Below are 19,373 nucleotides of genomic sequence, written 5' to 3'. Positions count from 1 at the left end.
GAGATTTCCCAAGTCAGTAAGACCCCTTGTAGACGACGAGGTTGATAGGTTCGAGGTGGAAGTGCAGCAATGCATGCAGCTGACGAATACTAATCGGTCGAGGGCTTAACCTCAAAGCTATCCGGAGGAAAGCTAGCTTCGGAAGCATAAGCATTTAACCTAAGGTAACACTTTACGCAAGTTTCGTATCTAGTTTTCAAGGCGCAAACACGCTTTGACTGTTTGGTGATGATGGCGGAGGGGACCCACGCGTTCCCATCTCGAACACGACCGTTAAGCCCTCCAGCGTCGATGGTACTTGAACCGCAGGGTTCTGGGAGAGTAGAACGTTGCCAAGCAACAAGGAAAAGCCTTTTTGAGAGAAATCTCAAGAAGGCTTTTTTGTTTTCACCGAGCCTCATTGGTGGATGCAGAACAGTTTTGAAAAAAAGAATTAATTGGAACGTGCCCTTACGTTAAGTAGGGGTATTTTTGTAAATACTGTGAGTAGGTTGTGATAAAGGTCAGTGTTCTGACGCTAAATATGAAAGGTCAAAATTACTATCGAAACTCAGGGCAAATATATGTCCCTGGACATTGTTAGTAGCAGTACTTGTCAAAATGAAAGGAAATGATTATAATCTAGTTAAGGTCAAAGAAAGTCAAAGTCAATTTACTTCTAGCAGTCTGGGAGGATGAATTGATGCGTAACGTATCAGAAATTATTGAGCAGTATTTAAAACATGTCCTGCAGCAAAGTTCCGAAGGGGCCATCGAGATTCAACGCAACGACCTAGCTGATCAGTTCCAATGTGTACCTTCCCAGATCAACTATGTGATTAGCACAAGGTTTACCTTGGAAAAGGGATACATTGTGGAGAGTAAGCGCGGTGGTGGTGGATACATTCGTATCCAAAAGATCGAGCTCAAAAGTCACGGATCTATTTTAGATCATATTTTTCGCACGATTCATACACACATTGATCAAGTCACCTCAGAAGGACTCATATATCAGCTGCAGGAGGGCCACTATATTTCAACCCGAGAAGCTAACTTGATTCGGGCAGCGATATCCAGAGATGTATTGACCTTCAAGCTGCCGATGCGTGATGAAATTCGGGCTAAGATTCTTAAAGCAATGCTGATATCCTTGCTTAGCAGATGAGGAGGCATACGAAATGATTTGTCAGGAATGCGGAAAACGACCGGCGACTCTTCATTTTACAAAGATTGTGAATGGAGACAAGAACGAGTTCCACATTTGTGAGAATTGCGCTCGTGAGAAGGGCGAAATGATTCCTGGGACGTCTAACGGCTTTTCGATTCATAATCTTTTATCAGGATTACTTGATTTTGAACCGTCATCCATCTCCGCCGCGAAGTCCCAGGCAATCCGCTGTGAGAACTGTGGCCTTACGTATTCGCAGTTTAGTAAATTAGGTCGTTTTGGTTGCGGATCTTGCTATCAAAGCTTTTCAGAAAAATTAGACCCTCTCTTCAAAAGAGTGCATGGGAACATCGTTCACGTTGGGAAAGTACCTAAACGAAGCGGTGGCATTATCCAGTGTAAGCGGGAAATTGATACGCTCAAGAAGGATATGATGACCTGTATTGAAGCTGAAGAGTTCGAACAAGCTGCGAAGATTCGTGATCAAATTCGCGAAATCGAGAAAAAAATTGCGGGTATGTAAGTTTGTAAGGGAGGTGTGAATCCAGTGACATTACAACGGTTTACAGGAGATGCATTGAGCGAATGGATGAAAGGTGAAGGACCTGAGTCGGATATCGTCATCAGTAGTCGGATCCGCATTGCACGCAACCTTAGGGACTATCCTTATCCGATGTTAGCTACCAATCAACAATCACAAGAAGTACTTGAACATTTGTCCAGTGTACTTGAGAATGATGAGCTGGAGACGATTAGTAATTTTTCGCTTATTCCACTGTCAGACCTCGGTGAGCTTGAGCGAATGGTTTTAGTGGAGAAGCATTTAATTAGTCCTAATTTGGCTAACGAGTCCAGAAATGGTGCCGTTATTTTAAGCGAAAATGAATCCATCAGTATTATGATCAACGAAGAGGATCATCTTCGCATACAATGTTTATGTCCCGGCTTTCAGATTAAGGAAGTATGGGACTTGGCGAATCAAATCGATGATATTTTTGAAACGCAATTGGATTACGGGTATGATGAAAAGAGAGGCTACTTAACAAGCTGCCCTACGAATGTCGGTACCGGTATTCGCGCATCGGTGATGATGCATTTGCCCGCGTTGGTGCTTAGCCAACAAATTAATCGGATTTTATCAGCTGTTACTCAAGTTGGGTTGACGGTTAGAGGATTATATGGAGAAGGCAGCGAAGCTTTAGGTAATCTATTCCAAATATCGAATCAGATTACGCTGGGCCAATCCGAAGACGAGATCATTGATAATTTACACAGCGTTGCAAGGCAAATTATAGAGCATGAGCGCGCTGCGAGACATAAGCTGATGCAAGAGTCTAGAATGCGGATAATCGATCGTGTGAACCGCTCACTTGGTATTCTGTCTTATGCGGGAATCATGGACTCTAAGGAGGCCGCGCAGCGTTTGTCGGATGTGAGATTGGGCATTGACCTCGGGATCATCAACAACGTCTCATCAAATGTTCTAAATGAACTGCTGGTGATGACACAGCCTGGTTTCCTTCAGCAATATGCAGGTGAGAAGTTAAATGCCGAAGAGCGAGATATGCGCAGGGCAGAGTTGATTCGTGAAAGATTCGGCAGGATTTAAGTAATAAGATTCATCCTTTAGGTTTTCCATAGATATACTACTTTTGGAGGTGTTCTCTATGATGTTTGGCAGATTTACGGAACGTGCACAAAAGGTGCTCTCTTTAGCTCAAGAGGAAGCAGTTCGCTTAGGGCATAACAATATTGGTACTGAACACATTTTACTTGGTTTGATACGTGAAGGTGAAGGTATTGCCGCTAAAGCACTCGTTGCTTTGGGCTTAGGTCTTGAGAAAATTCAAGATGAAGTTGAATCTCTGATTGGCAGAGGACAAGAACAGCCTACCAACATCGCGTATACACCCAGAGCGAAAAAGGTCATTGAGCTTTCAATGGATGAAGCTAGAAAATTAGGTCACACGTATGTGGGGACTGAACATATTTTACTCGGACTAATTCGTGAAGGTGAAGGAGTTGCCGCGCGAGTTCTTAATAATTTAGGTGTCTCATTGAACAAAGCGCGCCAACAGGTGCTTCAACTGCTAGGCAGCAGCGAGACTGTGTCTCCAAGTCATGGTAATAATCAAAATGTGAACACGCCTACATTGGATGGTTTAGCGAGGGATCTGACAGCTTACGCCAAAGAGGGTCATCTAGATCCTGTTATTGGACGCAGCAAAGAAATTGAGCGTGTCATTCAAGTGTTAAGCCGCAGAACGAAGAACAATCCAGTACTGATCGGTGAACCAGGCGTTGGTAAAACGGCTATTGCCGAAGGTCTTGCCCAAAAAATTATAAACAATGAAATTCCTGAAACGTTGAAGGATAAAAGGGTGATGACCCTTGATATGGGCTCTGTTGTGGCGGGTACCAAGTATCGCGGCGAGTTTGAAGATCGTCTCAAAAAAATCATGGACGAAATTCGTCAAGCGGGCAATATCGTACTATTTATTGACGAGCTTCACACCTTGATTGGTGCTGGTGGAGCTGAAGGCGCAATTGATGCCTCCAACATTCTGAAGCCGGCACTTGCCAGAGGCGAGCTGCAATGTATTGGTGCAACAACGTTAGATGAATATCGTAAGTACATTGAAAAAGATGCTGCGTTAGAGCGTCGTTTCCAGCCTATTACGGTTGATCAGCCATCTCCTGACGAAGCCATTCAAATTCTTTACGGATTGCGTGATCGTTATGAAGCGCATCACCGTGTGAAAATTACCGATGCAGCGATTCAAGAGGCTGTTAAGCTTTCCGATCGTTACATTACGGACCGTTTCTTACCGGATAAAGCAATTGATTTGATTGATGAAGCGAGCTCCAAAGTAAGGCTTCGCTCTTACACGATACCGCCATCATTGAAACAGCTTGAGAATAAGCTGGAAGATATCCGCAAGGAGAAAGATGCAGCGGTTCAAAGTCAAGAGTTCGAGAAAGCTGCCGGACTTCGTGATACGGAGCAGAAGCTGCGTGAAGAGCTGGATACTACGAAGAATGATTGGAAAGAAAAGCAGGGACGTTTGGATACAGAAGTAACGCCAGATGATATCGCGCAAATTGTGGCGAGCTGGACTGGTATTCCTGTAAGTAAACTAGCTGAAGAAGAAACCGAGCGTTTGCTCAAAATGGAAGATATTCTTCATGAGCGTGTTATTGGCCAAGAAGAAGCCGTGAAAGCAGTAAGCCGTGCGATTCGCCGCGCAAGAGCAGGTCTTAAAGATCCGAAGCGTCCAATGGGATCCTTCATTTTCCTCGGACCAACGGGTGTTGGTAAAACCGAATTAGCACGTGCGTTAGCAGAATCTCTATTCGGGGATGATAACGCGGTAGTCCGAATTGATATGTCGGAATACATGGAGAAGCATTCGACTTCAAGATTAGTGGGGGCGCCTCCAGGTTATGTTGGATATGAGGAAGGCGGTCAACTCACGGAGAAGGTTCGCCGTAAGCCATATTCCGTCGTGCTGCTTGATGAGATCGAGAAAGCACATCCAGAAGTATTCAACATCCTGCTGCAAGTGCTGGAAGATGGTCGGTTAACAGATTCCAAAGGACGTACTGTCGACTTCCGCAACACATTGATTATCATGACATCTAATGTTGGCGCGGAAATGATTAAGAAAAATTCTTCACTCGGTTTTACGGCTGCTCTCGATGCAGGTAAGGATTACACCAACATGAGAGATAAAGTGATGGGCGAGCTCAAGAAAAGCTTCCGTCCTGAATTTCTTAACCGTATCGATGAAATTATCGTCTTCCACTCCTTGGACGAAGCACATATTGCGCAAATCGTCACCTTGATGGCCGATGATCTCCGGAAACGTCTGAAAGAGCAAGAGGTTGATTTCTTGCTAACGGATAAAGCCAAGGTATTTCTTGCTAAAGAAGGATTCGATCCTACTTACGGGGCAAGACCGCTGCGCAGAGCAATTCAGAAGCATATTGAGGACCGCTTATCTGAGGAGCTTCTCAGAGGTAACATTTCCAAAGGCGACTCCTTAACGATTGATGAGAATGAAGGCGAGCTTGTCGTCCTGAAGGGCGAAGGCGTAGCTGTTAAATAAAAAAAAAGCAAAGAAGCATTTTGCTCCATCCGGCTAGGGTGCAGCAAAATGCTTTTTATTTGCTGCAGCCCTTTCATGGGCTTCGTAAAAATGGTAAACTTTATTGGTAAGGATAGCCAAATATGATCGTGAAGATTTTAAGGAGTCACTTACGCCATGAGCAAACAGAAAACGAAATTTTGCTGTCAAGAATGCGGTTATGAGTCGCCGAAATGGATGGGGAAATGCCCAGGTTGTCAATCTTGGAATACGATGGTGGAAGAGATTGAGACGGTTGTTCGCACAAAGGGAATGAATTCTTCAGCACCTCGAACGAAAGAAAAACCTACCCCTATCATACATATAGAAAGTAGCCCTGAACCTAGGGTTGTTACGAGCAATAAAGAATTGAATCGTGTCTTAGGCGGAGGTATCGTACCGGGATCCTTGATTCTAGTAGGTGGAGATCCAGGAATCGGGAAGTCGACTTTGCTGCTCCAAACTTCCTTCGAGCTTACGCAGGCACAGCAAAAAGTGCTTTATATATCGGGTGAAGAATCCGTCAAACAGACCAAACTTCGTGCAGATCGTTTGAATGCTTCATCTCCGCTGTTGTACGTGCTTTGCGAGACGAACCTTGAGCTTATTGAGGAAGCAATTCAAGAAATTGATCCTGATTTTCTGGTCATCGATTCGATTCAAACGGTGTATCACCCTGGGATTACTTCAGCGCCAGGTACCGTTTCACAAGTTCGGGAATGCACGGGTCATTTTATGAGAATAGCTAAGGGTAAAGGAATTGCAACAGTCCTTGTCGGTCATGTGACGAAGGAAGGCGCCATTGCGGGGCCAAGGATGCTGGAGCACATGGTGGATTGTGTGCTTTATTTCGAAGGAGAGCGCCATCATTCTTATCGCGTGCTTCGCGCGGTCAAGAATCGATTTGGCTCAACGAATGAAATCGGCATTTTTGAGATGCAAGAAGCAGGCCTTGTCGAAGTTAGCAATCCATCCGAATTATTTCTATCGGAAAGACCGCTTGGGGTTGCCGGGTCTACGGTCGTTGCCAGTATGGAAGGGACTCGTCCCGTATTGGTAGAGATCCAAGCCTTGGTATCTTCGACCAATTTCCCTTCTCCGAGAAGGATGGCTACAGGCGTTGATCATAACCGACTCTCTCTAATCATTGCAGTTTTGGAGAAACGTATGGGAATGTTCCTGCAAAATCAAGATGCTTACCTTAATGTAGCCGGCGGTGTAAAGCTTGATGAACCGGCTGTTGATCTTGCGATAGCCATTAGTATTGCATCCAGTTTTAAGGATCAACCGACTGGGCCCTATGATGTAGTGTTCGGTGAGATCGGGTTGACAGGAGAGGTCCGCGGTGTATCCCGGATTGACCAACGTGTGAAGGAAGCGGAAAAGCTTGGGTTCCGTAGAGTGATTATGCCGGAAAAAAGTTTGAAGGGATGGATACATCCGCCCGGTATGGAGATTATCGGAGTGAACACGGTAGCAGAGGCATTGAGAGCGGCACTGGGTTAACTCGTGGGTCATTCAACCTGCAAGCCTTCAGGAGGAAAATAATGAGTAAAGAAGAGATAAAGCGAGACGTCATGAGCCAATTGCTGCAAATGGTAGCACCTGGTACACCGTTCCGTGATGGATTGGAGAATGTTCTGCGCGCCAAAACGGGTGGACTGATTGTAGTTGGATATAGTACAGAAGTAATGGCAATCGTGGATGGAGGATTTTCCATAGATTGTGAGTTTTCTCCCAATTATTTATATGAGCTTGCCAAAATGGATGGCGCGATCATTCTAAGTGAGGATATCAAGCGCATCCTATATGCGAACACACAGTTAATCCCGGATTCCTCCATTTCTTCATCGGAGACAGGAATCAGGCACCGGACAGCCGAACGTGTTGCGAAGCAAACGAACAAATTGGTTGTTTCGATTTCGCAGCGACGTAATGTGATAACACTCTATCAAGGTAATTTGCGTTATGCGCTGAAAGATATTGGTGTCATTTTGACGAAAGCGAATCAAGCAATCCAGACCTTGGAACGTTACAAAGTTGTATTAGACCAGTCATTGACCAATCTAAGCGCATCAGAGTTTGAGGAATTAGTTACATTACACGATGTTACCAACGTTATTGCTCGCTTTGAGATGGTGCTGCGCATCAAGTCCGAGATCAACCGGTACATAAACGAACTCGGCAACGAAGGTCGTCTTATTAGTATGCAGCTCGAGGAACTTGTAGGAAATGCGGAACTTGAAGCTCGTCTTCTCGTAAAAGATTATGTGCGTGATTTCTCAGAAGACCGCGTCAAGGAAATGCTGGCAGGCTTAAAGCGTTTATCTTCAGATGAACTGCTGGAACCGCATCAAATCATTCGGTTACTAGGTTATCAGCATACCAATTCTATTGTCGAAGAACCGGTGTCCCCTCGTGGATTTCGTATTCTTGGAAAAATTCCGCGACTTCCCTCTATCATTATTGCCAATCTTGTGGAGAAGTTTGGTTACTTGCCGCACATGATGATGGCGACGATCGAAGAATTGGATGAAGTTGACGGAATCGGAGAAGTCAGAGCCCGCGCCATAAAGGAAGGTCTCAAAAGAATTCAAGAACAAGTGTTCATTGACAGACATATTTAAACTAGATACAATCATAAAGTATCATTGTTGAGGTTTTATTAAGTCAAGATTAGGGTATAGTAAATCCAGAGGTGGACAAAAACATATGTTAACGAAATCAATTCCCAGCCTTTTTACAGTAGGGAACTTATTCCTAGGTGTTCTGTCAATTATTCTTGCCTTCAGTGGTAAACACGGAATCGCAGCAGTACTCGTCATTGTCGCTATGTTACTTGATGGACTGGACGGACGTGTGGCCAGAGCTTTGAACGCACAAAGTGAGTTTGGTAAAGAGTTAGATTCGCTGTCCGATGTAATTTCCTTCGGTGTAGCACCTGCCTTTATCATGTATGTTGTTGCCTTTAATGATCCGAATGTGATCAGTCCGGCATTTGCTTGGATCGTCACAGCGATCTTCCCGATTTGTGGAGCGCTCCGTTTAGCCCGTTTCAATGTCGTTGCTGGTACACCTGGCTATTTCATCGGTCTGCCGATCCCGGCAGCAGGTGGTGTTCTTTGTACACTAGCGTTGTTTGTGAACGAAATTAATGTGTATGTGCTCTTAGTAAGCACCATCCTATTGTCGTACTTAATGGTAAGTACAGTTAAGTACCCGAACTTCAAGAAAGCTGGTATTCCCAAAGCAGCGATTTGGATTACGCCAATTATTGTTGCTGTAGCTATCTTGATTGCTATCAAATGGCCTGAGTCCATTTCCAAGATGATCTTCGTACCTTTGCTGTTGTACGCGCTATATGGCTTAAAAAAAAACGTTGATGGGTTCTTCATCCGTTTACGGAGAAAGAACAAAAGACGCGGCATGGATGATACAAACTCAGTAAAATCCGACGTCTAAGCGTAATTGCTCGAAAAATAAAAAGCATTTATTTTCTTCTGATGATTCAGATAGAAAATAAATGCTTTTTTTTGTTCATCTTCATGACATGTTGAAAAGTCCTAGTGTGTTGCATTTCTTAGACTCGTTCTCAACGACTTGTTCCAAATTAACGTCAAGTATGTTGCTTAGTGCGGACATATAAAAGAGATTTTTGCCCAGTTCACTACTAACGACCTCGATGCATTGTTCACATAAGTGTCCGGATACATGAGTGCCGAGCACATCCTTGGCTTCATTCAAAGTCATTTCTGGATGGTACTCTTGCTTGGCTGCATGAACCTGAATACATCCACATTCTGTAATGGATTTCACCACGGAACGATTAGCAGCTGCGCCTGACTGTTGAAATTTGGATAAGACGTCAAGCAGACTTCGGTGACGGAGTAACAATTCTGATACTTGATCCTGAAACTGCTTTAAAGTCAAGGAGCTCATTCCATCCACCTCGGGTGTGTTGGTAACTTCCAATTTCATTATAATGGAAGCCCTCTAATATTTCAATTTTCCATGTGAAGAAGTGATTAACGATGGATAAATTGGAACATAATTGTAATAAAGCTTAAACAAAGTTGATCTAGGGGGTGAATCTATGATGAGAAAATGGGTACAGTTCATTTTGGCCATCATGGGTGGTAGTTTAGGTTATGGATGGAGCGATACGATCCTTCGAACGACAGGGTTCATGAGTGAGGCAGGAAAAGGATTTTGGATCAATAGTTTATGCGCTGTCGCTATGTTCTTTCTTTCATCGTGGGTTGCAAGTCAGGGAATGAAGCTGTTGATGAGAGGCGAAAGGAATGTCGCGGACATTCCCGTATCCGATTTGCTCTCAGGTACATTAGGATTAGTCATTGGACTGCTTATATCAGTATTAGCGTTTCCTGTGCTAGAGCAGGCAAAGTGGGCGGGTCCCTTTTTACCTTTCATTGTTTCGGCGGTATTAGCTGTGATGGGGTTTCGTATTGGTTACAGTAAGCGAGAAGAACTTGTTCAGATCATTGCGAAGAGCCGATCGGCAGGTCCTGAGAAGCAGACACACCGTCCTTATGAGGAACATAAGATTCTCGATACTAGTGTCATTATTGACGGGCGGATCGCTGATATTTGCAAAACAGGCTTTATCGAGGGAACACTCGTTATACCGGAATTTGTCTTGGAAGAGCTGCAGCACATTGCTGATTCTTCGGATTTACTCAAACGGAATCGCGGTCGACGCGGTTTAGACATTTTGAACAAAATCCAAAAGGAACTCGAAGTAAAGGTGCTAATTTACGAAGGAGATTTCGAAGAAATATCTGAGGTAGATAGCAAGTTAGTTCGTCTGGCAAAAGTATTGCAAGGCAAAGTAATCACGAACGATTTCAATCTGAATAAAGTATGTGAATTGCAAGGTGTTTCGGTCCTCAATATTAACGACCTCGCGAATGCGGTGAAGCCTGTTGTCCTACCGGGTGAAGAAATTATTGTTCAAGTCATTAAAGACGGCAAAGAGCATGGACAAGGTGTTGCTTATCTTGACGATGGTACGATGATTGTTGTGGAAGGCGGGCGCGAATTTATCGGGATGACACTCGAGGTGATGGTCACAAGTGTCCTGCAGACATCGGCGGGACGTATGATTTTCGCTAAACCAAAACTATTGGAAAAAGCGCAGTAAAACCAGTATGATAAGGAGATGTAACGTAGCTCTTTCTAGTTGATAGGAAAGTATAAGTATTATACTTTTGCTTTGCATCAACTTTGACAAAACGCTCGTCCTAATAGGACGATGGGGTCGTTTATCCTTGGGCCTATGATTACGAAGAAAGCTTTCTAATAGAAAGCGCTTAGTTGGAGGACTTATGGGGAAGCTAGGGGTTATCATCGTGGCTGCGGGCAAGGGCTCGCGAATGCGAACGGCTGAAAGTAAACAATACTTACAACTGGGACAGCAGCCAATTCTGGTACATACCTTGCAATTATTTCAAAACATACATGAAGTGGATGAAATCATTCTCGTTGTTGGGGCAGATGATGTAGATCGCTGTAACGGCTATGTACAGGGCTATGCTCTCACCAAGATCACTCATGTGCTAGCGGGAGGTGCAGAGCGTCAAGATTCCGTTAGACGGGGCCTGGAGTCCTTACAAGAGGATACGGATTGGGTGCTTGTTCATGATGGTGTTCGGCCTTTCGTGAAAAAAGAACATGTGTTCGATTGCCTTGCGAAAGCAAAAGAACAGAATGCAGCCGTGCTGGCCGTCCCTGTCAAAGATACGATCAAAATCGTAGATATCGAGAAACGAATTCAATCTACACCGGATAGACGAAGCTTGTGGGCGATCCAAACGCCGCAAGCTTTTCGGCTTTCCCTACTACAGGAGGCGCATGAGCGCGCACTTCAGGACGATTTTATGGGGACGGACGATGCCATGTTGGTGGAGCGAATAGGAACGACGGTACATGTGGTCGAAGGGGACTATTATAATATTAAGATTACAACTCCGGAAGACTTACCATGGGCAGAATGGATACTATATAACGTAAGGGGAGAGGGACACCTATGATTCGCGTGGGACAAGGATTTGATGTTCATCAGTTGGTGGAAGGACGAAAGTGCATTATTGGGGGCGTAACGATACCTTACGAAAAGGGGTTGCTTGGTCACTCGGATGCCGATGTGCTGCTGCACGCAATTAGCGATGCAATTTTAGGCGCACTGGGCTTAGGTGATATCGGGAAGCATTTCCCGGATACGTCTGCAGAGTTCAAGGATGCGGATAGCTTGATACTGCTGAAACAGGTTTGGCAGCTAGCTAAGGATAGAGGTTATCATCTTGGGAATACAGATTCCACGATCATTGCCCAGAAGCCGAAAATGGCGCCGTACATTCCGCAAATGGTAAAAATTATTGCAGCTGCGCTAGATGCTAAGCCGGATCAAGTCAATGTGAAGGCTACGACGACGGAACAGCTTGGTTTCACAGGTCGCGGTGAAGGAATTGCTGCGCAATCGGTTGTTTGTTTAATTCGAGATGTGCTAGAATAGCAGGTATTATCGGGGAGAAGAGGGTACACTGTCATGAATAAACCTTTACGTGTGCGTTATGCACCTAGTCCGACTGGACATTTACATATTGGCGGTGCTCGTACGGCACTGTTTGATTATTTATTGGCGCGTCGCCATGGCGGTGCGTTTGTTGTGCGTTTTGAAGATACAGATCAAACTCGTCACAAAGAGTCTGGTATCGAGGATCAGCTGAACGGCCTTAGATGGCTTGGCTTAGAGTGGGATGAGAGTGTAGATATCGGAGGTCCTTACGGTCCTTATCGTCAGATGGAACGACTGGATATTTACCAGACTTATCTCGATCAATTGGTTCAGGGCGGACATGCTTACCATTGCTATTGCTCAGAAGCGGATTTGGAGCAGGAGCGGTCAGAGCAAGAAGCACGCGGGGAGATGGGTGGTTATTCAGGTAAGTGCCGTAACTTAACACCTGAGCAAGTTGCTGCTTATCAAGGTGAGGGACGTAAGCCTTCAATTCGTTTCCGTGTCCCGGAAGACCGTATTATCGGCTTCGAGGACAAGGTGCGCGAGCATGTTGAATTTGAATCCAATGGGATTGGCGATTTCATCATCGCGCGTGCTGATGGCATCCCTACCTATAATTTTGCCGTTATAGTTGATGATCATTTGATGAAGATCAACCTGGTTATTCGTGGTGAGGAGCATCTCTCCAATACACCAAGACAAATCCTGATGTACGAAGCACTCGGACTTCCAGTTCCGGATTTTGCACACTTAGCGCTTATTTTGAATCAAGACCGTAAAAAAATGAGCAAACGGGATGAGTCCATCATCCAATTTATCGAACAGTACAGAGAGCTAGGCTACCTGCCGGAAGCTGTCGTTAACTTCATAGCACTGCTAGGTTGGTCTCCTGGCGGCGAAGAAGAGATGTTCACGAAGGAAGAGCTTATTGCCCAGTTTGACCTGGATCGTGTATCTAAGAGTCCGGCTGTGTTTGATATGGATAAATTGAATTGGATGAACAATGCTTATCTGAAAAAGGCCCCTCTCTCCCGTGTGGTTGAGCTAAGTTTGCCTCATTTGCAAAAGGCCGGGTATATCCAAGAAGATTTGGATGAAGCGGGTCAAGAATGGGTTGCGGCTTTGGTTGGCCTCAATCAAGAGAGAATGCGCTATGCGGCAGAGATCATTGATCTAGCTGGCATCTTCTTTAAAGAAGAGCTGGTTATCGATGAGGAAGCAGCTGCTGTCTTGAAGGAAGAACATGTGCCTATCGTATTAACTAGCTTCCTAGGGCAAGTCGAGCAAGCTGAAGCTTTCACGGTAGAAGCCATTCCTGCTTTGCTGAAACAAGTGCAGAAAGATACAGGCTATAAAGGGAAGCAACTGTTCATGTCGATCCGTTCTGCGCTAACAGGACAAGTACACGGTCCGGATCTAAATGTGTCTCTTTATCTGCTTGGCAAAGAAAAAGTCGTATCTCGTCTAAGGAACTTATTGTAAAGCGGGTTTCTTTTCGCTATACTTAGTTCAATATCGAATGCAATGATCAGGAGAGTACGTTAACTAGGGATTTATCAGAGAGGATAATCGGAGCCATGAGGCTTCGGCTGTGAGTTATCCAATCCCTGTAATCGGAAATGCACCTGGGAGCTGCCGCGCCGAACTCTCGTAAGAGTAGGGTAGGCGCAGCCGGAATACCCACGTTACGGGAACCTAAGTTGGGAGACTTCCGAGTCACCAAGCAGAGTGGAACCGCGATAACTACGCCTCTGCAGCCATTTGGCTGCTGGGGCTTTTTTGTATTAATCTGGGTGAAGAAGGTGAGAACATGTGGGCAACGATCAAATCTGATATATCCGCCGTATTCGATAACGACCCGGCTGCACGCAGTTGGTTTGAAGTTGTGTTTACGTATTCTGGGCTTCATGCGATATGGTCACATCGAATCGGTCACTGGTTTTACAAACGGAGGATGTTTACAATCGCTCGGATCGTCTCGCAATGGAGCCGTTTCATGACAGGGATTGAGATTCATCCAGGAGCGACGATCGGGCGAAGACTATTCATCGATCATGGCATGGGTGTTGTAATTGGTGAAACCTGCGAGATTGGTGACGATGTTATTTTATACCAAGGTGTTACCTTAGGGGGAACAGGGAAAGAGAAAGGTAAGAGACATCCGACTATTGGCAATAATGTAGTTATTGGCTCGGGTGCCAAAATTCTCGGCTCCTTCCTCGTAGGTGAAAACTCACGCATTGGCTCTAATGCGGTAGTCATTCAGGAGGTTCCCTCCAATAGCACCGTTGTCACTATACCTGCTAAACTAGTGAAACGGGACGGGGTTCGTGTAAATCGTTTGGACCACGGTAACTTACCTGATCCCATTATTGATATATTTCAGGAACTTCAACAGCAGATTAACGATTTAAAACAGCAACTTGAACAAGAACGACTTAAGAATGGAGAAGCGAGAGAACATGACACTCAGAGTGTATAATACGCTAACACGTAAGAAAGAAGAGTTCATTCCCATAGAACCAGGCAAAGTTAAGATGTACGTTTGCGGTCCTACTGTCTATAACTATATTCATATTGGTAATGGCAGGCCGGTTATTTTCTTCGATGTCGTACGTCGCTATTTGGAGTCACAGAACTATGAAGTGACCTATATTACGAACTTTACCGATGTGGATGATAAAATGATTCGTAAAGCCGAGGAATTAGCTGTTACCGTTCCAGAGCTTGCAGAAACGTTTATCCAAGCCTTTCTGGAAGATGTCAAAACGCTCGGTGTTCATGATGCTACCTTGAATCCGCGTGTAACGGAGAACATCCAGGAAATCATCGATTTCATTGATGCTCTCGTGGAGAAAGATTACGCGTACGAGGTGCGTGGTGATGTTTATTATCGAACAAGCAAATTTGCAGACTATGGCAAGTTATCTAATCAAAATCTGGATGAGCTCCAATACGGTATACGTATTGAAGTGGACGACCGCAAAGAGAATCCTCAGGATTTTGTTCTGTGGAAAGCGGCGAAACCCGGAGAAATTTTTTGGGATAGCCCATGGGGCCAAGGCCGTCCAGGCTGGCATATCGAATGTTCTGCAATGGTGCGCAAATATTTGGGTGAAACGATTGATATTCACGGCGGCGGACAAGATTTAACTTTCCCGCATCATGAATGTGAAATTGCTCAGACAGAAGCTGTAACGGGGCATCCAATGGCTAACTATTGGATGCATAATGCGTTCCTGAACATCGACAATGAGAAGATGTCAAAGTCGCTTGGCAATGGAATCCTTATTCGCGATCTAGTAAAACAAATCAAGCCGAACGTGTTCCGTTTCTTCATGTTGTCCGCGCATTATCGCAATCCGCTGAATTTCAGCGACGAGAGCTTAAAACAAGCTTCTAACGCGTTAGAGCGTATCCAAAATGCTTATGACAACTTGAAGCATCGGCTAGCTACTGCTTCTAGTGAAGTGGAGTCCACAGTAACGGATCGCATGGCTGCGATTGCTAGTCAGTTCGTTGATAAGATGAACGACGATTTCAATACACCGGATGCTATTACAGCGGTATTTGATCTTGTAGCGGAAGCGAATCTGTACCTTCAACAGGAGCGGGTAAATGCAGCCACGCTGAAGCTTTTCTTGGATCAGTTCCAAGTTTTCGATCAAACCTTAGGTATTCTTTCGCTGCAAGCAGACGAACTGCTGGACGAAGAGATCGAGCAGTTGATTATAGAGCGGACAGAGTCGCGTAAGTCGAAGAACTGGGCTCGCGCAGATGAAATTCGTGATTTGCTCACGGAGAAAGGGATATTCCTTGAAGACACACCGCAGGGAATACGTTGGCGCCGCAAATGAGCGAGTCTTTCACTGATGCTGCAAACCTGTTTGTTTTCCCGCCATCCAAAAGTCCCCATTTACTGAATCCGCTTGTCTTAGCTTATATCGGGGATGCTGTGTATGAGGTGTACATTAGGCAATTTGTTATTTCTGGAGCCAACCATCGGCCAAACCATTTGCATAAAGCATCAACCGGATATGTCTCGGCGAAAGCCCAGTCCAAACTGCTGGAGGCTTTGATGCCAATGCTAACGGAAGAAGAAGTAGATATGGTAAAGCGCGGTCGCAATGCCAAATCAGGAACTACAGCCAAAAACGCGGATGTGCTGGAATACCGGCACAGCACCGCGTTTGAGTGCTTAATCGGATATTTGTACTATAAGCAATCCTTTGAGAGATTGAAGGAAATATTGGACTTTGCGCTTGCTCACAAGCAAAACGCTTAGCAAATGCATACGATGTAAGTTTTGCCAAAGCAAAACTTTTAGGAGGAACAATCATGGATGAAGAATATATCGGCGGGAAGCACTCTGTTCTGGAGGCGATTCGTGCAGGTCGGACAATTAATAAAATATGGTTAGCTGAGAATGCGCAGAAACAATTCGCCGGACCTATTGTAGCGGAAGCGAAAAATCTGGGGATTCTCGTTCAATTTACGGACAAGCGAAAGCTGGACCAAATGGTGGAAGGACTTCAGCACCAAGGGGTTATAGCACAAGTAGCTGCCTATGAGTATGTCGAAGTGGAAGATATTATAGCCAAGGCGAAAAAGCTTGGTCAAGAACCATTTATTCTGGTTCTCGATGAGATTGAAGATCCGCATAATCTCGGATCGATCTTGCGGACAGCAGATTGCACAGGTGTTCATGGTGTAATTATTCCCAAACGGCGATCCGTCGGACTTACAGCAACGGTTTCCAAAACTTCGGCTGGGGCCGTTGAATATGTGCCTGTTGCTCGTGTAACGAATATTGCTCAGACGATCGAGAAGTTGAAAGAACAGGGAGTTTGGGTTGCCGGAACAGACGTATCCGCAGCTCAAGATGTATACAAGGCCAACTTCAATATGCCAATAGCGCTTGTTATTGGCAATGAAGGCAAAGGTGTAGGTAGACTGATTAAAGAAAAGTGTGACTTCCTAGTCAAACTGCCGATGGCTGGGCATGTGAATTCTTTGAATGCCTCCGTTGCCGCGGGTGTATTGATGTATGAAGTGGTACGACAGCGAAATAAGAGTTAAATGAGATGGAAGAGTTTCTGATTGTAGATGGCTACAATATCATTGGAGCTTGGCCGGAGCTAAGTAAGCTGAAGGATACGGATCTGGAAGGTGCCCGCGATAAGTTAATTCATATGCTGGCGGAATTTCAATCCTACTCAGGTATGAAGGTATACCTTGTTTTCGACGCCTATATGGTTCCTGGACTTGGGAAGAAATACGTACAGAGCAAGCTGAACGTACTCTATACCAAAGAGAAGGAAACCGCGGATGAACGGATCGAACGCCTGGTCACGAATCTGATAGGAAGACGTAAGCAAATCTATGTAGCCACCTCCGATATGATTGAGCAGCATGTGATTTTCGGTAAAGGAGCTCTTCGATTGCCTGCCGGTGAACTTCTTATCAAAATCAAACAAAATCGCAAAGAGGTCCGAGAACGCATTCATCCGGAATCTTCCTCGAAGCGCAATCCGTTCGAAGGTAAACTGAGTGGCGAGCTCAAAGCGCAGTTCGAGCGGTGGCGAAGAGGAGAGTGAAATCGTCCAAATGCTAGAAATGGTGCGGTTCCCCGTTGACGGTGTGAGTTTTCTTCATGTATACTTAACCTAAACTTTTATAGAGAATCTGGGTAGTCCTGCAGGCCGGAGGGATTGTTGGTGAGTGTCGACCTCAAAGAACTGAGAATGTATGATTATGACCTCAAGCCAGATGAAGACATCGTCGAAGCAGTTCGTGAAGGCAGTAGCGAAGCGTTGGAATACCTTATCAATAAATATAAGAATTTCGTTCGTGCCAAAGCACGTTCTTATTTCTTGATAGGTGCAGACCGAGAAGACATTGTGCAGGAAGGTATGATAGGATTATATAAATCTATCCGTGACTTCCGAGGAGACAAGCTAGCTTCATTCAAAGCCTTTGCTGAACTGTGCATTACACGACAGATCATCACGGCGATCAAGACAGCAACGCGTCAAAAGCACATTCCTCTTAATTCCTACGTGTCATTGGACAAGCCTATCTACGATGAAGATTCTGATCGGACGCTGCTTGACGTCATTAGCGGTTCCCGGGTGACTGATCCTGAGGAGCTCGTGATTAATCAAGAAGAGTTTACGGGCCTTGAAGATAAAATGGGAGAGATATTAAGTGACTTAGAGCGCAGAGTGCTGATGCTCTATCTCGATGGCAGATCGTATCAAGAAATTGCTGTAGATCTAGATCGTCATGTAAAGTCTATTGATAATGCTCTTCAACGTGTCAAACGCAAGCTTGAACGTTATCTAGAAGTTAGAGATTTGTAGAAGTACCCGTGCTGCTTAAGCTGCGCGGGTGTTTTTCTTTGGATGAATGTTTAACAATTCTCTGGAGAGTCTATACTGGTGATACTCTCGCATTTGTGAGACTTCTGCCTTGACACCCTGTTACGGGTTGTGATAAAGTATTTCAGGTAGCCCTAAAAGTCGCTTTCTTTTTGACGCGCTTCGAAGGGCTTTAATTAGAAAGTGTCTGTAGGAGGTGTACATCATGCGGGTCATCATCACATTAGCGTGCACAAATTGCAAACAAAGAAACTATGCATCCACTAAAAATAAGCGCAACAATCCCGACCGTATTGAGTTGAAGAAATATTGCAAATTTTGCAATGAACATACTGCTCATCGCGAGACTAGGTAGTTCTTTGGAGGTGTAGTTTGTGGCGTTCTTGGCTAGAATGAGACAAAGCTTCGGATCCACTTTTTCCTTCTTCACCGACAGTTGGACAGAACTCAAAAAGGTCAAGTGGCCAAGTCGCAAAGAGATGATTACCTATACGCTTGTCGTAATTGGTACTGTAGCCTTTGTTGCTATTTATTTTTTTGTGCTGGATCTAGGAATTTCTGAGTTGCTGCGCCTTGTTTTTAAATAAACAGGACTATAGGTGAATTTATTCATGGAAAAAAGATGGTACGTCGTACATACCTATTCAGGGTATGAGAACAAAGTGAAAGCCAACCTAGAGAAACGTGTTGAGTCCATGGAAATGACGGACAAGATCTTCCGTGTGCTTGTGCCTATGGAAGAAGAACTGGTTAACAAAGACGGCAAGAAAAAAGTCGTCATGCGTAAAGTTTATCCAGGGTATGTCCTCGTCGAAATGATTCAAACGGATGACTCTTGGTACGTAGTGCGTAATACGCCAGGAGTAACTGGATTCGTAGGTTCTACGGGATCCGGCTCTAAACCGACTGCATTATTACCTGAGGAAGTTGAATCTATTTTGAAGCATATGGGGATGGAAGAGCCGAAGGAGAAAATCGACTTCGAACTCAAAGAAACCGTACGCGTCAAGGTGGGCCCTTTCGCAAACTTTGTTGGTTCTGTAGAAGAAATTGTGGCTGACAAAGGTAAACTTAAGGTGCATGTCAACATGTTTGGTAGAGAAACCCCGCTTGAGCTCGATTTCAATCAAGTGGAAAAGCTATAAAACAAGACAACCAAGGGTTTCTACCAGGTCTATTCC

At 44.9% G+C, this 19,373-nt stretch carries 21 protein-coding genes and 2 rRNA genes; 22 read left to right on the top strand and 1 reads right to left on the bottom strand.

Going from position 1 to position 19,373, the window contains the following annotated elements; translation table 11 throughout:
• The 9 genes from BLT91_RS26480 to pssA form a co-directional block, all read left to right on the top strand.
• Positions 1–113 (top strand): 23S ribosomal RNA (locus BLT91_RS26480); the annotation flags it as partial.
• A gap of 108 nt (positions 114–221) precedes the next feature.
• A 5S ribosomal RNA gene (gene rrf / locus BLT91_RS26475) occupies positions 222–338 on the top strand.
• A 344-nt stretch (positions 339–682) separates the two neighbouring features.
• The gene (locus BLT91_RS26470; RefSeq protein ID WP_090826758.1) at positions 683–1,144 is read left to right on the top strand and encodes a CtsR family transcriptional regulator; all 462 of its coding nucleotides are present in this window, start codon (positions 683–685) and stop codon (positions 1,142–1,144) included.
• Between the two features lie 13 nt (positions 1,145–1,157).
• Positions 1,158–1,670 carry a protein-arginine kinase activator protein McsA gene (locus BLT91_RS26465; protein WP_090826756.1) on the top strand — a complete coding sequence of 171 codons (513 nt, stop codon included), beginning with the start codon at positions 1,158–1,160 and terminating at the stop codon, positions 1,668–1,670.
• A 24-nt stretch (positions 1,671–1,694) separates the two neighbouring features.
• Positions 1,695–2,756, top strand: coding sequence for a protein-arginine kinase McsB (locus tag BLT91_RS26460; RefSeq protein WP_090826754.1), 1,062 nt, complete (start codon positions 1,695–1,697; stop codon positions 2,754–2,756).
• Positions 2,757–2,814: 58 nt separating this feature from the next.
• Positions 2,815–5,256, top strand: a complete 2,442-nt coding sequence (gene clpC / locus BLT91_RS26455; RefSeq protein ID WP_090826752.1) for an ATP-dependent protease ATP-binding subunit ClpC — start codon at positions 2,815–2,817, stop codon at positions 5,254–5,256.
• Between the two features lie 156 nt (positions 5,257–5,412).
• The gene (gene radA, locus BLT91_RS26450) at positions 5,413–6,780 is read left to right on the top strand and encodes a DNA repair protein RadA (protein WP_090826750.1); all 1,368 of its coding nucleotides are present in this window, start codon (positions 5,413–5,415) and stop codon (positions 6,778–6,780) included.
• Between the two features lie 41 nt (positions 6,781–6,821).
• Positions 6,822–7,901 (top strand): DNA integrity scanning diadenylate cyclase DisA, encoded by a 1,080-nt coding sequence (gene disA / locus BLT91_RS26445; RefSeq protein WP_090826747.1) that lies wholly within the window; start codon positions 6,822–6,824, stop codon positions 7,899–7,901.
• An 85-nt stretch (positions 7,902–7,986) separates the two neighbouring features.
• Positions 7,987–8,736, top strand: coding sequence for a CDP-diacylglycerol--serine O-phosphatidyltransferase (gene pssA, locus BLT91_RS26440; RefSeq protein ID WP_090826745.1), 750 nt, complete (start codon positions 7,987–7,989; stop codon positions 8,734–8,736).
• Between the two features lie 81 nt (positions 8,737–8,817).
• On the opposite strand, the gene BLT91_RS26435 is transcribed toward pssA, so the two are convergent.
• The gene (locus BLT91_RS26435) at positions 8,818–9,213 is read right to left on the bottom strand and encodes a DUF1573 domain-containing protein (protein WP_090826762.1); all 396 of its coding nucleotides are present in this window, start codon (positions 9,211–9,213) and stop codon (positions 8,818–8,820) included.
• Positions 9,214–9,367: 154 nt separating this feature from the next.
• Here BLT91_RS26435 and BLT91_RS26430 point away from each other — a divergent pair, with 154 nt between their 5' ends.
• The 13 genes from BLT91_RS26430 (at position 9,368) to nusG (ending at position 19,337) form a co-directional block, all read left to right on the top strand.
• Positions 9,368–10,435: a PIN/TRAM domain-containing protein gene (locus BLT91_RS26430; protein WP_090826743.1), complete on the top strand. Its 1,068-nt coding sequence runs from the start codon at positions 9,368–9,370 to the stop codon at positions 10,433–10,435.
• 184 nt (positions 10,436–10,619) lie between these two features.
• Positions 10,620–11,324: a 2-C-methyl-D-erythritol 4-phosphate cytidylyltransferase gene (ispD, locus tag BLT91_RS26425; protein WP_090826741.1), complete on the top strand. Its 705-nt coding sequence runs from the start codon at positions 10,620–10,622 to the stop codon at positions 11,322–11,324.
• Positions 11,321–11,806: a 2-C-methyl-D-erythritol 2,4-cyclodiphosphate synthase gene (gene ispF / locus BLT91_RS26420; RefSeq protein ID WP_090826739.1), complete on the top strand. Its 486-nt coding sequence runs from the start codon at positions 11,321–11,323 to the stop codon at positions 11,804–11,806. The genes ispD and ispF overlap by 4 nt, the downstream gene beginning before the upstream one ends.
• Positions 11,807–11,839: 33 nt before the next feature.
• Entirely contained in the window at positions 11,840–13,294 is a 1,455-nt protein-coding gene (gltX, locus tag BLT91_RS26415) for a glutamate--tRNA ligase (protein WP_090826737.1), read from the top strand.
• Between the two features lie 328 nt (positions 13,295–13,622).
• The gene (cysE, locus tag BLT91_RS26410; protein WP_090826736.1) at positions 13,623–14,294 is read left to right on the top strand and encodes a serine O-acetyltransferase; all 672 of its coding nucleotides are present in this window, start codon (positions 13,623–13,625) and stop codon (positions 14,292–14,294) included.
• Positions 14,275–15,669 (top strand): cysteine--tRNA ligase, encoded by a 1,395-nt coding sequence (gene cysS / locus BLT91_RS26405; RefSeq protein ID WP_090826734.1) that lies wholly within the window; start codon positions 14,275–14,277, stop codon positions 15,667–15,669. Before cysE ends, cysS begins: the two co-directional genes overlap by 20 nt.
• The gene (locus BLT91_RS26400; protein WP_090826732.1) at positions 15,666–16,097 is read left to right on the top strand and encodes a Mini-ribonuclease 3; all 432 of its coding nucleotides are present in this window, start codon (positions 15,666–15,668) and stop codon (positions 16,095–16,097) included. The genes cysS and BLT91_RS26400 overlap by 4 nt, the downstream gene beginning before the upstream one ends.
• Before the next feature lie 53 nt (positions 16,098–16,150).
• Positions 16,151–16,891 (top strand): 23S rRNA (guanosine(2251)-2'-O)-methyltransferase RlmB, encoded by a 741-nt coding sequence (gene rlmB / locus BLT91_RS26395; RefSeq protein WP_090826730.1) that lies wholly within the window; start codon positions 16,151–16,153, stop codon positions 16,889–16,891.
• A gap of 5 nt (positions 16,892–16,896) precedes the next feature.
• Positions 16,897–17,409 carry an NYN domain-containing protein gene (locus BLT91_RS26390; RefSeq protein ID WP_090826728.1) on the top strand — a complete coding sequence of 171 codons (513 nt, stop codon included), beginning with the start codon at positions 16,897–16,899 and terminating at the stop codon, positions 17,407–17,409.
• A 120-nt stretch (positions 17,410–17,529) separates the two neighbouring features.
• Positions 17,530–18,174: an RNA polymerase sporulation sigma factor SigH gene (gene sigH / locus BLT91_RS26385; protein ID WP_028557511.1), complete on the top strand. Its 645-nt coding sequence runs from the start codon at positions 17,530–17,532 to the stop codon at positions 18,172–18,174.
• 223 nt (positions 18,175–18,397) lie between these two features.
• A complete protein-coding gene (gene rpmG / locus BLT91_RS26380; RefSeq protein ID WP_079418041.1) occupies positions 18,398–18,547 on the top strand; it encodes a 50S ribosomal protein L33 in 150 nt (49 codons plus the stop codon).
• A 19-nt stretch (positions 18,548–18,566) separates the two neighbouring features.
• Positions 18,567–18,779: a preprotein translocase subunit SecE gene (secE, locus tag BLT91_RS26375; protein ID WP_090826726.1), complete on the top strand. Its 213-nt coding sequence runs from the start codon at positions 18,567–18,569 to the stop codon at positions 18,777–18,779.
• A 24-nt stretch (positions 18,780–18,803) separates the two neighbouring features.
• Positions 18,804–19,337, top strand: coding sequence for a transcription termination/antitermination protein NusG (gene nusG / locus BLT91_RS26370; protein ID WP_090826724.1), 534 nt, complete (start codon positions 18,804–18,806; stop codon positions 19,335–19,337).
• The last annotated feature ends 36 nt before the right edge of the window (positions 19,338–19,373 follow it).

Source organism: Paenibacillus sp. yr247 (assembly GCF_900103825.1).
GTDB lineage: Bacteria > Bacillota > Bacilli > Paenibacillales > NBRC-103111 > Paenibacillus_E.
Note: the sequence above shows the minus strand (reverse complement) of the source record. Positions and strands in the feature narration are given on the sequence as shown.

Excerpts from the sequence above, each read along its gene's own strand:
- ispF (WP_090826739.1), top strand. The coding sequence starts at position 11,321 with ATGATTCGCGTGGGACAAGGATTTGATGTTCATCAGTTGGTGGAAGGA.
- BLT91_RS26400 (WP_090826732.1), top strand. The coding sequence starts at position 15,666 with ATGAGCGAGTCTTTCACTGATGCTGCAAACCTGTTTGTTTTCCCGCCA.
- cysS (WP_090826734.1), top strand. The coding sequence starts at position 14,275 with ATGACACTCAGAGTGTATAATACGCTAACACGTAAGAAAGAAGAGTTC.
- BLT91_RS26435 (WP_090826762.1), bottom strand. The coding sequence starts at position 9,213 with ATGAGCTCCTTGACTTTAAAGCAGTTTCAGGATCAAGTATCAGAATTG.
- radA (WP_090826750.1), top strand. The coding sequence starts at position 5,413 with ATGAGCAAACAGAAAACGAAATTTTGCTGTCAAGAATGCGGTTATGAG.
- nusG (WP_090826724.1), top strand. The coding sequence starts at position 18,804 with ATGGAAAAAAGATGGTACGTCGTACATACCTATTCAGGGTATGAGAAC.
- BLT91_RS26470 (WP_090826758.1), top strand. The coding sequence starts at position 683 with ATGCGTAACGTATCAGAAATTATTGAGCAGTATTTAAAACATGTCCTG.
- BLT91_RS26465 (WP_090826756.1), top strand. The coding sequence starts at position 1,158 with ATGATTTGTCAGGAATGCGGAAAACGACCGGCGACTCTTCATTTTACA.
- pssA (WP_090826745.1), top strand. The coding sequence starts at position 7,987 with ATGTTAACGAAATCAATTCCCAGCCTTTTTACAGTAGGGAACTTATTC.
- rlmB (WP_090826730.1), top strand. The coding sequence starts at position 16,151 with ATGGATGAAGAATATATCGGCGGGAAGCACTCTGTTCTGGAGGCGATT.
- BLT91_RS26390 (WP_090826728.1), top strand. The coding sequence starts at position 16,897 with ATGGAAGAGTTTCTGATTGTAGATGGCTACAATATCATTGGAGCTTGG.
- rpmG (WP_079418041.1), top strand. The coding sequence starts at position 18,398 with ATGCGGGTCATCATCACATTAGCGTGCACAAATTGCAAACAAAGAAAC.
- cysE (WP_090826736.1), top strand. The coding sequence starts at position 13,623 with ATGTGGGCAACGATCAAATCTGATATATCCGCCGTATTCGATAACGAC.
- ispD (WP_090826741.1), top strand. The coding sequence starts at position 10,620 with ATGGGGAAGCTAGGGGTTATCATCGTGGCTGCGGGCAAGGGCTCGCGA.
- disA (WP_090826747.1), top strand. The coding sequence starts at position 6,822 with ATGAGTAAAGAAGAGATAAAGCGAGACGTCATGAGCCAATTGCTGCAA.
- BLT91_RS26430 (WP_090826743.1), top strand. The coding sequence starts at position 9,368 with ATGATGAGAAAATGGGTACAGTTCATTTTGGCCATCATGGGTGGTAGT.
- gltX (WP_090826737.1), top strand. The coding sequence starts at position 11,840 with ATGAATAAACCTTTACGTGTGCGTTATGCACCTAGTCCGACTGGACAT.
- clpC (WP_090826752.1), top strand. The coding sequence starts at position 2,815 with ATGATGTTTGGCAGATTTACGGAACGTGCACAAAAGGTGCTCTCTTTA.